The 11,925-nt window shown below is 68.5% G+C and carries 10 protein-coding genes; 9 read left to right on the top strand and 1 reads right to left on the bottom strand.

Annotated elements, in window-relative coordinates; all coding sequences use genetic code 11:
* A partial coding sequence (locus AC3WL8_RS09480; protein ID WP_492378183.1) for a DEAD/DEAH box helicase occupies window positions 1–1,397 on the bottom strand: 1,397 nt, incomplete at its 3' end.
* Window positions 1,398–1,697: 300 nt separating this feature from the next.
* On the opposite strand from AC3WL8_RS09480, the gene AC3WL8_RS09475 reads away from it, so the two are divergent.
* The 9 genes from AC3WL8_RS09475 to AC3WL8_RS09435 all read left to right on the top strand — a co-directional run bounded on the left by AC3WL8_RS09475 (window position 1,698) and on the right by AC3WL8_RS09435 (window position 11,923).
* Entirely contained in the window at window positions 1,698–3,383 is a 1,686-nt protein-coding gene (locus tag AC3WL8_RS09475) for a ClcB-like voltage-gated chloride channel protein (protein ID WP_492378182.1), read from the top strand.
* Window positions 3,384–3,497: 114 nt separating this feature from the next.
* Window positions 3,498–3,899: a hypothetical protein gene (locus AC3WL8_RS09470; RefSeq protein WP_013955608.1), complete on the top strand. Its 402-nt coding sequence runs from the start codon at window positions 3,498–3,500 to the stop codon at window positions 3,897–3,899.
* 89 nt (window positions 3,900–3,988) lie between these two features.
* Complete coding sequence (gene miaB / locus AC3WL8_RS09465; RefSeq protein ID WP_013955607.1) at window positions 3,989–5,341, top strand: tRNA (N6-isopentenyl adenosine(37)-C2)-methylthiotransferase MiaB; 1,353 nt, start codon at window positions 3,989–3,991, stop codon at window positions 5,339–5,341.
* Between the two features lie 33 nt (window positions 5,342–5,374).
* Window positions 5,375–6,373, top strand: coding sequence for a PhoH family protein (locus tag AC3WL8_RS09460; protein ID WP_013955606.1), 999 nt, complete (start codon window positions 5,375–5,377; stop codon window positions 6,371–6,373).
* Window positions 6,374–7,120 carry an rRNA maturation RNase YbeY gene (gene ybeY, locus AC3WL8_RS09455; RefSeq protein ID WP_211980726.1) on the top strand — a complete coding sequence of 249 codons (747 nt, stop codon included), beginning with the start codon at window positions 6,374–6,376 and terminating at the stop codon, window positions 7,118–7,120.
* Between the two features lie 144 nt (window positions 7,121–7,264).
* Window positions 7,265–8,152: a CorC family transporter gene (locus AC3WL8_RS09450; RefSeq protein WP_035824582.1), complete on the top strand. Its 888-nt coding sequence runs from the start codon at window positions 7,265–7,267 to the stop codon at window positions 8,150–8,152.
* Window positions 8,149–9,759, top strand: coding sequence for an apolipoprotein N-acyltransferase (lnt, locus tag AC3WL8_RS09445; RefSeq protein WP_492378181.1), 1,611 nt, complete (start codon window positions 8,149–8,151; stop codon window positions 9,757–9,759). The genes AC3WL8_RS09450 and lnt overlap by 4 nt, the downstream gene beginning before the upstream one ends.
* 590 nt (window positions 9,760–10,349) lie before the next feature.
* A complete protein-coding gene (gene glyQ / locus AC3WL8_RS09440; protein ID WP_035824587.1) occupies window positions 10,350–11,297 on the top strand; it encodes a glycine--tRNA ligase subunit alpha in 948 nt (315 codons plus the stop codon).
* A complete protein-coding gene (locus AC3WL8_RS09435; RefSeq protein WP_013955601.1) occupies window positions 11,294–11,923 on the top strand; it encodes a hypothetical protein in 630 nt (209 codons plus the stop codon). Before glyQ ends, AC3WL8_RS09435 begins: the two co-directional genes overlap by 4 nt.
* Window positions 11,924–11,925: the final 2 nt, after the last annotated feature.

Below are 11,925 nucleotides of genomic sequence, written 5' to 3'. Positions count from 1 at the left end.
CCGTTGGCCGCGCCATTGCCGCGCTGGCCGCCTTCGGCAGCGCGCGTGCGCGGCTGGCCGCCCTGGGCCTGGCGCGGCGCAGCCTGCGCTTCGCGCGCCGGGCGCTGGCGCTGGGCGCCCTCGCCTTCGTTGCCGGCCGGACGCGCCTGGGCGCGTCCGCGGCCCTGGCTTTGTCCTTGCCCCTGGCCACCACCGCCACGCTGTTGGCGGCCCTTCTGGATCGGCTCGGGCGCGATGCTCGGGTCGACCTCGAAGCCCGGCAGCACGGTCTGTTCGAGCTTGCGCTTGATCAGGCGTTCGATATCGCGCAGCAGCGCAATCTCGTCCACGCAGACCAGCGAGATCGCTTCGCCCTCGGCGCCGGCGCGGCCGGTACGGCCGATGCGGTGCACATAGTCCTCGGGCACGTTGGGCAGGTCGAAGTTGACCACGTGCGGCAGCTGGTCGATGTCGATGCCGCGCGCGGCGATATCGGTTGCCACCAGCAGCCGCAGCGTGCCCGACTTGAATTCCGACAGCGCGCGCGTGCGCGCCGACTGGCTCTTGTTGCCATGGATCGCCAGTGCCGACAGGCCGTCCTTGGTCAGCTGCTCGGCCAGGCGGTTGGCGCCGTGCTTGGTGCGCGTAAATACCAGCACCTGGTGCCAGTCATGCTGGCGCACCAGGTGGGCCAGCAGTTCACGCTTGCGCTCGCGGTCCACCGGGTAGACGCGCTGGTCCACGGTCTCGGCCGTGGTGTTGCGCCGCGCCACCTCGATCGAGGCCGGGTTGTTCAGCAGGCGGTCGGCCAGCGCGCGGATATCGTCCGAGAACGTCGCCGAGAACAGCAGGTTCTGGCGCTTGGCCGGCAGCACGTTGAGGATCTTGCGGATATCGTGGATGAAGCCCATGTCGAGCATGCGGTCGGCTTCATCGAGCACCAGCAGTTCCACCTGCGACAGGTCGATGGTGCGCTGGGACACGTGGTCCAGCAGGCGGCCGGGCGTGGCCACGACGATCTCGACGCCGCGCTTGAGCTGCTCGATCTGCGGGTTGATGCCGACGCCGCCGAACATCACCATGGAACGCAGGCGCAGGTACTTGCCGTAGTTGCGCACGCTCTCTTCGACCTGGGCGGCCAGTTCGCGCGTGGGCGTCAGCACCAGTGCGCGCACCGGCAGGCGGGCCGGACGCTGCGCGCCATTGGCGCCGCGCGCCGCGGAGTCGGACAACATCTGCAGCATCGGCAGCGTAAAGCCGGCGGTCTTGCCGGTGCCGGTCTGCGCGCCGGCGAGCAGGTCACCGCCCTTGAGAATGGCGGGGATTGCCTGGGCCTGGATGGGAGTCGGCGTGGTGTAGCCCTGTTCGGCCACGGCACGCACAATCTTGTCGGACAAGCCGAGTTCAGAAAAAGACATGTATTGCTGCTTGGGCCATCGCTGCGCACGCGGTGCGCCAAACGCCGGATGGCTCCTGGTAATCGGATCGGAATCGGAACGCGAACGCCGGGAAGCCGGCATGGCAGGGCACCGGCCCGCCCGCGAAGGAAAGAGCGGTAGTGTACCAGTCCGTGACAAGCGGGTTCTGCACCGGGCGCGGCCCCGCATGCGCGCCGGCGCACATCGGGTCTGCGCGGGTGGCGCTGCGCTATCATGACAGCCTCTGCCCGCCCCCTCTCCGGCTCCGCACCCGCGCCACATTTGCCCCGGAAAGCCGCCATGCGCTTGCGTTTCCTCGAAGACCAGGAAGTCACCCTGTTCGCGGCCATCCCGGTCGGGATCGTCGCGGCCATTGCCACCACACTGTTCAAGGAAGCGCTGGAGGGCGCCGGCGTCGTGCTGTTTTCCAGCCATGCCGACGTGGTGGCCGTATTCGCCACGCTGGCGCTGGCGTGGCGCGTGGTAATTCCGGCCGCGGGCGGCGCGCTGGCGGGCGGCCTGCTGGTGCTGGCCAATCGCCTGGCCGGCAGCCACAGCGGCGCCACCGACTACATGGAAGCGGTGGCCAACGGCAGCGGCCGCCTGCCGGTGCGGATCACCTTGCTGCGCGCGCTCTCATCGTTTTTCTCGATCGTCAGCGGCAGCTCGGTCGGCAAGGAAGGCGCGATGATCCAGCTGGCGGCGCTGTGCGGCTCGCTGTTCCCGTCGACCCGGCTGGAACGCGGCGGCGGCTCGAACATGCGCCGCATGCTGACCGCCTGCGGGGCCGCGGCCGGCCTTGCCACCGTCTATCACACCCCCTTCTCCGCCGCCGTCTTCGTTGCCGAAGTGGTGTTCGGGGCGCTCGCGGTGCAGCGCCTGATGCCGCTCTTCCTGGCTTCGGTGGCCGGCGCCATGGTCAGCCAGTGGCACGGCGGCCTGCAGCCGCTCTACCCGGGCCTGGATATCGCCCCCGACCTGCGCCCGCACATCCTGCTGGCCGCGGCGGCGCTGGGCGTGGCCGCCGGCATCGCGGGCGCGCTGTTCATGCGCGCGGCCGGCTTTGCGCGCAGCCGCTTTGCCGCCGTGCCGGGCGGGCCAGTGGCACGGCTCACGCTGGGCGGCGCGCTGGTCGGCGTGCTGGCGATGGCGGTGCCCGAGGTGGTTGGCAACGGCTATTCCACCATCCAGACCATCCTGCAGGAACAGCCGCTGAGCGTGCCGGTGGCCGGCGTGCTGCTGGCCAAGCTGGTGGCAACGGTGATCAGCATGGGCTCGGGGGCGGTCGGCGGCGTGTTCACGCCGTCGCTGTTCGTGGGGGCGGCGCTCGGGCAGTTGCTGGCCATCGGCATGCAGGGCACGGCGGCCGGTGCGGCGCCGCTGCTACCGCTGGTGGGCATGAGTGCGTTCCTGGCGGCCACCAGTCAGGCGCCGCTGATGTCGGTGCTGATGGTGTTCGAGATGACGCTGGCGCCCGCGCTGCTGCTGCCGTCGATGATCGGCGCGGTGGCGGCGTACTACACGGCGTCACGCTGCCAGACGCTGTCGCTGTACAGCGTGATCGCCGAGCGCGCGCAGGCCTCGGCCGCGGCCGAACATGCCCGCACGCTGACGCTGGCGGGCCTGTGCGACCCGACCGATACCGTGCTCGACCCGAACGCTACCCTGGCGGTGGCAGCCGACAAGTTTGCCGAGACCGGCACACGCTACCTCTATCTGGTCGAAGCAGATGGCCGCCTGCTGGGCGCGCTGTCGATCCACGCGCTGCAGCGCGCCCAGCGCGAGGGCGCCGCGGACGACGTGCTGGCGCTGGCCGAGCGCGACTTCCCCGCACTGACCCCGGATTCGCGCCTGCGCGACGCCCTGGCGGTGTTTGCCGGGCACGGCATCAACCGCATTCCGCTGGTGCGCGACAGCGCCAGCCGCGAACTGATGGGCACGGTGTCCAAGCAACGTGTGCTGCAAGAGGCATCCTGCCTGTTCTGAGCTCGCCTGCATCGCCGACCCGGCCAGGCCGCCAGCGGGGTAAAATGACAGGTTGCGCCCGTCTTTGGGCCATTCCCGCCAACGCGTCGTCCCATTTGTCGGAGTTCTCCCCCCATGCCAGCAGGTCGTGATGCGCGCCGCGAGGCGCCGGAGTCTGTCCAACCCAGGCGCGCCCGCAGGCTGCTGCCAACGCTGGCCTGCGCCGCCGCCCTGCTGCTCGGTGCGGCAAGCGCGATGGCCCAGCCGGTGCGGGTGATCCCGGACGATGCGCAGGCGGCCAGGCTCGTTATCGCCACGCCGTCTGCCGGTGCGCCCCAAACGGCCACGCTCGATGGCAAGACCGTCGGCGTGGCGCCGGGCCTGCGCCTGTTCGGCACCGACAACCAGCTGCTGGCCAGCGCCGCGGTGGCCGGCCAGAAGCTGCCGGTGCGGTACAAGCTGGACCTGTACGGCCAGCTGCTGACCGCCTGGGTGCTGAGCGAGCCGGAACAGAAGGCGCTGAAGAAGAAATCGTAGTCCCCCGGAAGTGCGACCGGCGTGCCCCACGCGCCGGCCGTGTTGTTGCAACACCCTGATGCCCCCAGGTCAACCACTGAGATCGGCATATGAAGAAAGTTTTCGTCAAGACGTACGGCTGCCAGATGAACGAGTACGACTCGGGCAAGATGGTCGACGTCCTCAACGCCAGCCAGGGGCTGGAACCCACCGACAACGTCGAAGACGCCGACGTGATCCTGTTCAACACCTGCTCGGTGCGCGAGAAGGCGCAGGAGAAGGTGTTCTCGGAACTGGGCCGGATGAAGGCGCTCAAAGCCGTCAAACCCGACCTGGTGATCGGCGTGGGCGGTTGCGTGGCCAGCCAGGAAGGCGCCAGCATCGTCTCGCGCGCGCCGTATGTCGACGTGGTGTTCGGCCCGCAGACGCTGCACCGCCTGCCCGACCTGATCGCGCGCCGCCAGCGCACCGGCCAGTCGCAGGTGGACATCTCCTTCCCCGAGATCGAGAAGTTCGACCACCTGCCGCCGGCGCGCGTGGAAGGCCCGAGTGCCTTCGTCTCGATCATGGAGGGCTGCTCCAAGTACTGCAGCTATTGCGTGGTGCCCTACACCCGTGGCGAAGAAGTGTCGCGCCCGTTCGAGGACGTGCTGGCCGAAGTTGCCGGCCTGGCTGAACAGGGCGTGCGTGAAGTCACGCTACTGGGCCAGAACGTCAACGCCTACCGCGGCAAGATGGGCGACACCACCGAGATCGCCGACTTTGCGCTGCTGATCGAGTACGTGGCCGAGATCCCCGGCATCGAGCGCATCCGCTACACCACCAGCCACCCGAAGGAATTCACCTCGCGCCTGGTCGAGCTGTACGGCCGCTGCGACAAGCTGGTCAACCACCTGCACCTGCCGGTGCAGCATGCGTCCGACCGCATCCTGATGGCGATGAAGCGCGGCTACAGCGTGCTGGAGTACAAGAGCATCATCCGCAAGCTGCGCGTGCTGCGCCCGGACATGTCGATGTCGTCGGACTTTATCGTGGGCTTTCCCGGTGAGACCGATGCCGACTTCGAGAAGCTGATGGCGATGATCGAGGAGATCGGCTACGACACCTCGTTCTCGTTCATCTTCAGCCCGCGCCCGGGCACGCCCGCTGCCAACCTGCACGACGACACCCCGCACGAGGTCAAGCTGCGCCGGCTGCAGCGCCTGCAGGCCACTATCGAGGAAAACGTGCAGCGCATCAGCCAGAACATGGTCGGCACGGTGCAGCGCATCCTGGTGGAAGGCCCTGCGCGCAAGGATCCGACCGAGCTGCACGGCCGCACCGAGAACAACCGCGTGGTCAACTTCGCGCTGCCGGGCGTGCCCCAGGCAGGCCGCGACCGGCTGGTCGGCCAACTGGTCGACGTGAGCATCACGCAGGCGTTCCCGCACTCGCTGCGCGGCGAGATCGTGGTTCGGCAGTAACCAGGCACTATCCAGCGAGGCCATCGCCAACTGATGAAAGTCCCATCCGCAGAATTCGTCGCCCCCAAGGACGACAACACCCGGCTGCAGAACCTGTGCGGGCCGCTCGACGAAAACCTGCGCCAGATCGAGCAGGCGCTGGACGTGAACATCCAGCGTCGCGGCCACCGCATGACGGTGCGCGGCGGCAACGCGCAGGATGCGGCAACGGCGCTGGAGCGCTTCTACAACCAGGCGCGTACGCCGCTGTCGATCGACGACGTGCAGCTGGGCCTGGTGGAAACGCGCCAGCTGTCCGCGCATGGCAGCTACCTGCCTGGCAACGGCGGCGATGTCGAGGATCGCGAGATCGGCGACGAATCGCCGGTGCTGCACACGCGCCGCACCGGCCTGCAGGGCCGCACCGTGGCGCAGCGCGACTACCTGCGCAATATCCTGTCGCACGACCTGACCATGGGCATCGGCCCGGCCGGCACAGGCAAGACCTACCTGGCGGTGGCGTGCGCGGTCGATGCGCTGGAGCGCGATGCGGTCAAGCGCATCGTGCTGACGCGCCCGGCGGTGGAGGCCGGCGAGCGCCTGGGCTTCCTGCCCGGCGACCTGGCGCAGAAGGTCGACCCTTACCTGCGCCCGCTGTACGACGCCCTGTATGACCTGCTCGGCTTCGACCGCACGCAGAAGATGTTCGATCGGCAGATGATCGAGATCGCGCCGCTCGCCTACATGCGCGGGCGCACGCTGAACCATGCCTTCATCATCCTGGACGAGGCGCAGAACACCACCCCCGAGCAGATGAAGATGTTCCTCACACGCATCGGCTTCGGCTCGAAGGCGGTGATCACCGGCGACATCACCCAGATCGACCTGCCCCGCGGGCAGAAGAGCGGCCTGGTGGAAGCGCAGCTCGTGCTGCGCGACGTGCGCGGCATTGCCTGCACCCGCTTTACCAGCATCGACGTGGTGCGCCATCCGCTGGTGGCCCGCATCGTCGATGCCTATGACGAATACCACGCCCAGCACAAGGACGCTTAATTGAAATCCCAGAAATCCAAGTCTTCCGCCGTGAGCCTGACCCTGTTCGACGGCGACGGCCGCGCGCGCAAGAGCGCCGCGCACGCGCTGCGCGTGCAACTGCCCGACGGCCGCAGCCTGACGCTGGACCTGTCGCAGGCCGCCGACGGCGTGGTGGCGCTGCTGGCCGAGCACACCGACACCAACCAGCAGGCCGGCCTGCTGGTGCGCCCGGACAACCACGACTCGCTGTCGGTGGCCGTGACCGCCACGCCGGTGGTCACCACCACCGGCACGCCGGCCACGCCGCCGGCGCTGGAGCTGGAGGTCCAGCACGGCGACGGCGTCGGCAAGGGCGATGGCCTGCCGGCGCGCCGCAAGATCGAAACCTGGGTCAAGTCGGCACTGTATGCCGATGCCGCACTGACCATCCGCTTTGTCGGCGAGGAAGAGGGGCGCACGCTGAACCGCACCTACCGCGGCAAGGACTACGCCACCAACGTGCTGACCTTTGCCTATGCGGAAAACGAAGCCGATCCGGTCACGGGCGATATCGTGCTGTGCTGCCCGGTGGTGGAAGCCGAGGCGCGCGAGCAGCGCAAGCCGCTGGAAGCGCACTATGCGCATCTGATCGTGCACGGCGTGCTGCACGCGCAAGGCTACGAGCACGAGGAAGACGCCGAGGCCGAGGAAATGGAAGCGATCGAGACCGAGACGCTGCAGGCGCTGGGCTACGCCGATCCCTACCAGGGCGACCGCACCGCGTGATTTCCGCGTGATCCCTCTCTCACACGCGGCGCCGGTCGGGCGCCGCCTGCTGCACATATGGTCTCAGGCGACCGCCCGCCGTCACGGGACGGTCAGGCTTTTAGTGTATCCTTCAGACGATCTCCACCACGCGCTCGCCGCGAAATGAACGACCCTTATCCCAGTTCGAAGCCCGCTTACCTGAAGCAGGCCGATCGGCCCAGATCGCTTCTCGAACGCCTGTCAGACCTGATTTCCCCTGAGCCGGACACCCGCGCGGAATTGCTCGAAGTGCTCCAGGAAGCGCATGAGCGCAACCTGATCGACGCCGACTCGCTGTCGATGATCGAGGGCGTGTTCCAGGTCTCCGAACTGACCGCGAGCGACATCATGGTGCCGCGCGCGCAGATGGATATGGTCAATATCGCGGACGCCCCGGAGGCGTTCATCCCCTTCATGCAGCAGACCGCGCACTCGCGCTTCCCGGTCTACGAAGGCAGCCGTGACAACATCATCGGCATCCTGCTGGCCAAGGACCTGCTGCGCTACTACACCGACCCCGCCTTCGACCTGCGCGAGACCCTGCGCCCGGCGGTGTTCATCCCCGAGTCCAAGCGCCTGAACATCCTGCTGCGCGACTTCCGCATCAACCGCAACCATATCGCCATGGTCGTCGACGAGTACGGCGGCGTGGCCGGCCTGGTGACGATCGAGGACGTGCTGGAGCAGATCGTGGGCGACATCGAGGATGAGTTCGACCTGGACGAAGACCAGGACAATATCCTGCCAATGCCCGACGGCAGCTGGCGCGTGCACGGCCTGACCGAGATCGCCCAGTTCAACGAGGCCTTCGGTACCGCCTTCTCCGACCACGATGTCGATACCGTGGGCGGGCTGCTGTCCAACCACGTGGGCCACGTGCCCCACCGCGGCGAGGTCATCACCCTGCCGCCGATCCGCTTCGAGGTGCTGCGCGCCGACGCGCGGCAGGTGCACCTGCTGCAGGTGCACCGCGAATCCAACGGCGACAACGCGGGCGCGGCCGGCGCATGAAGCGTTCCGCCCCGGTCCTCAACGGCGCCGCCGCTGCCGACGCCGCCCCGACAGGCGTGCCTGGCACGCGCGCGCGTTCGCGCGCAGCGACCATGGTGCGGCTGCTGCTGGCCGGCGTGCTCGGCATCGCCCATACGCAAGCCTTTGCCCCCCATGACTGGTGGTGGCTGCAGATCCTGTCGCTGGCCGGCTTGGCCGCGCTGATGGCCGACGCGCCGCGCGCGCGCCTGGCCGCCGCCACTGGCTATGCCTTCGGGCTGGGCTGGTTCCTGTCCGGCATCTGGTGGCTCTATATCAGCATGCACGTCTACGGCGAGATGCCGGCGTGGATGGCCGCGCTGGCGGTGGTGCTGTTCTCGGGCTTCCTGTCGCTCTACCCGGCGCTGGCCGGCGCGCTGTGGCATCGGCTGACGGCGCGCCTGCCGGGGGCCACGCTGCTGGCGCCGCTGGCCTTCGGCGCTGCCTGGGGTCTCGCCGAATGGCTGCGCGGCGTGGTGTTTACCGGCTTCCCGTGGCTGTCGGGCGGGTATGCCCATGCCGATGGCCCGCTGGCCGGCTTCGCGCCGCTCGTTGGCGTGTACGGCATCGGCGCCCTGGCCGCCGCGGTGGCGGCACTGCTGGCGGCTGCCGTACGCGGACTGGGCCGCGGTGAACGCGGCCGGGCGCTGGGCGCGCTGGCACTGGCACTGGCCCTGCCCGCTGCGGGCGCAGCGCTGGCGCCGCTGGCCTGGACCACGCCCGCCGGCAAGCCGCTGTCGGTGCGGCTGCTGCAAGGCAACGTGGCCCAGGACATCAAGTTCGAGCCCGCCGGCATCCAGCGCTCGATCGAGTTGTACCGCGACATGATCACCGCCGCGCCGGCCGACCTGGTGGTCACGCCGGAAACCGCGTTCCCGGTCATCCTGCAAGAGCTGCCGGTCGACGTGGCCGTGGCGGTGCGCGACTACGCGCTGGCCAGCGGCACTACGGTGCTGTTCGGCGCCGCCGGCGCCGACTCCCCAGTGGACTTCACCAACAGCGTCTTCGGCCTGGGCCCCGAGACCGAACGCCTGTACCGCTACAACAAGCACCACCTGGTGCCGTTCGGCGAATTTATCCCGCTGGGGTTCCGCTGGTTCGTCGACATGATGAAGATGCCGCTGGGCGACTTCCGCCGCGGCGGGCTCGACCAGGCCTCGCTGCCGGTGCGCGGCGTGCGCGTGGCGCCCAATATCTGCTACGAGGATCTGTTCGGCGAGGAAATCGCGCAGACGCTGCGCCAGCAACCGGCGCCGGCCAATGTCCTGGCCAACCTGACCAACCTGGCGTGGTTCGGCGACACCATCGCGCTGGACCAGCATCTGCAGATCTCGCGCATGCGCGCGCTGGAAACGCGCCGGCCGATGCTGCGCTCGACCAATACCGGCATGACCGCGGTGGTACGCCCGGATGGCTCGGTGCAGCAACGCCTGCCGACCTTCACGGTCGGCACGCTGGCGGCCGAGGTGCAGGGCATGCAGGGGCTGACGCCCTATATCCGCTGGGGGAACGCGCCGGTGCTGGCGCTGTTTGCGCTGGTGCTGGGGATGGCTGCCTGGCGTGCGCGCAAGCGGCGCGGCACAAGCTGAAGGCACAGGCAGAAGCAGGCACCGGACGCGGCGGGATCGCCGCCGCCGTCCGGCGCTTGATTGCGGTGCCGGTTGTGGCGCCTCAGGTGAGCGCCAGCCGGTTCAGCCCAGCAGCCCGGTCGCCACGGACACGGTGGCCGCGGCGATCATGACCGCGATTGCGACCAGGTAAGGTTTGCGAGAAAGAAGTGCCATGATGCCAAGTCCCCATCAATATCAGTTACCGACAAACGGCTACTGCGGTGCCAGCCAGCAGCCGCCGTGCCCGCCATGCCGGCACGGACTGTCAACCGCAACGCTCTGAAACGGGTTGCTTACTCATACTGTATACAAAAACACTATCGGCTAGCAGCGGCCAAACCTGAAATCCGCGTCAGTATTTTCCCGATGCGTTGCGTAGGGCCGACATTGGCAAGCGTCCTCAGCCATCGGTGCGCGCCCTAGCCGGCCCCGCCAAACGGGGCGCCTTGCCAAAAAGCCGATAGAATTCAGGGTTTGGCAAAATCCGCATGCGCCGGCTCCGGCACGCGCTGCGGGGCCTGCATGCCGGGCGGCGCTACCGCGCCCGGGTGCCTCTACCTAGTCTTCATATGCTGACCTTCCAACAAATGATTCTGACCCTGCAGGCCTATTGGGACCGGCAGGGCTGCGCGCTGTTGCAACCCATCGATCTGGAGGTCGGCGCCGGCACATCCCACGTACACACCTTCCTGCGCGCGCTAGGCCCCGAGCCGTGGCGCGCCGCCTACGTGCAGCCGTCGCGCCGCCCCAAGGACGGCCGCTATGGCGAGAACCCCAACCGCCTGCAGCACTACTACCAGTACCAGGTGGTGCTCAAGCCCGCGCCCGAGAACATTCTGGAGCTGTACCTGGGCTCGCTCGAGGCGCTCGGCCTGGACCTCAAGCAGAACGACATCCGCTTCGTCGAGGACGACTGGGAGAACCCCACGCTGGGCGCCTGGGGCCTGGGCTGGGAAGTCTGGCTCAACGGCATGGAAGTGACGCAGTTCACCTACTTCCAGCAGGTGGGCGGGATCGACTGCAAGCCCATCACCGGCGAGATCACCTACGGCATCGAACGCCTGGCGATGTACCTGCAGAAGGTCGAGAACGTCTTTGACCTGATCTGGACCGAGTGGGTCGAGAACGGCGAGACGCGCCGCCTGACCTATGGCGACGTGTACCACCAGAATGAAGTCGAGCAGTCGACCTACAACTTCGAGCACAGCAACACCGAGATCCTGTTCCGCCATTTCGCCGAGCACGAAGGCGAGGCCAAGCGGCTGATGGGCAATGGCGACGGCGCCGAGGAAGGCCAGGCCGCCGGCACGCGCCTGGCGCTGCCCGCCTACGAGCAGGTGCTCAAGGCCGCCCACACTTTCAACCTGCTGGACGCGCGCGGCGCGATCTCGGTGACCGAGCGCGCGGCGTATATCGGCCGCATCCGCAACCTGTCGCGCCAGGTGGCACAGGCTTACTACGACTCGCGCGAGGCCCTCGGCTTCCCAATGTGCAGCAACGGCGGAGCCCGGGCATGACGCAACTGGCGCGCAGCGCGTTGTGCTGCGCCATGGCGACCGCCGCGCTCGCCGCCGCCGGCAATGCCATCGGCGCGCGCGCGCAGGCGGCACCCAGCGCGCAGGCGCTGATGCTGCCGGCGGAGCTGAGCAATGTGTGCGAGGCCGACCCGCAGGCGCTGCAGCTGGCCATGGCGCGCCAATGGCGCCCGTCGCTGAACGCGCTCGACCAGTGGACGCAGCTGGTGCGCTCGTTCTCGTGCGACCTGTCCGGCCAGCGCGACCTGGGATGGCACCGCGTGCCGCTGCGCGCCTATGAAAGCGCGATCCGCTATCCGCTGACGTGGGTGGAGATGGAGACCCACAACGGCCGCACCCGCCGCACGGTCAAGACCTACCACTCGGCGGCGCAGCTGCCGCCGAAGATCGATTTCTGGGTGGGCGGGCGCATCGACGAGATCCGCTACGACAAGCGCCTGCGCCGCATCGACGCGCGCTTCCCGGCTGCAGGCAGCCGCGGTGGCAGCAACGGCGCGGCCAGCGCCGCAGCGGCCGCGCAATGCGCCTACACCACGCTGCAATTCCGACAACAGAACGGCCTGTGGCTGCTGTCCGGAGTAGAACCTAATCTTTCGCCGCGCTGCTGATA

Source organism: Cupriavidus sp. FW305-F7, assembly GCF_058782875.1.
This window is presented reverse-complemented; position numbering and strand designations above follow the sequence as displayed.

Excerpts from the sequence above, each read along its gene's own strand:
- AC3WL8_RS09475 (WP_492378182.1), top strand. The coding sequence starts at position 1,698 with ATGCGCTTGCGTTTCCTCGAAGACCAGGAAGTCACCCTGTTCGCGGCC.
- AC3WL8_RS09470 (WP_013955608.1), top strand. The coding sequence starts at position 3,498 with ATGCCAGCAGGTCGTGATGCGCGCCGCGAGGCGCCGGAGTCTGTCCAA.
- miaB (WP_013955607.1), top strand. The coding sequence starts at position 3,989 with ATGAAGAAAGTTTTCGTCAAGACGTACGGCTGCCAGATGAACGAGTAC.
- AC3WL8_RS09460 (WP_013955606.1), top strand. The coding sequence starts at position 5,375 with ATGAAAGTCCCATCCGCAGAATTCGTCGCCCCCAAGGACGACAACACC.
- AC3WL8_RS09450 (WP_035824582.1), top strand. The coding sequence starts at position 7,265 with ATGAACGACCCTTATCCCAGTTCGAAGCCCGCTTACCTGAAGCAGGCC.
- lnt (WP_492378181.1), top strand. The coding sequence starts at position 8,149 with ATGAAGCGTTCCGCCCCGGTCCTCAACGGCGCCGCCGCTGCCGACGCC.
- glyQ (WP_035824587.1), top strand. The coding sequence starts at position 10,350 with ATGCTGACCTTCCAACAAATGATTCTGACCCTGCAGGCCTATTGGGAC.
- AC3WL8_RS09435 (WP_013955601.1), top strand. The coding sequence starts at position 11,294 with ATGACGCAACTGGCGCGCAGCGCGTTGTGCTGCGCCATGGCGACCGCC.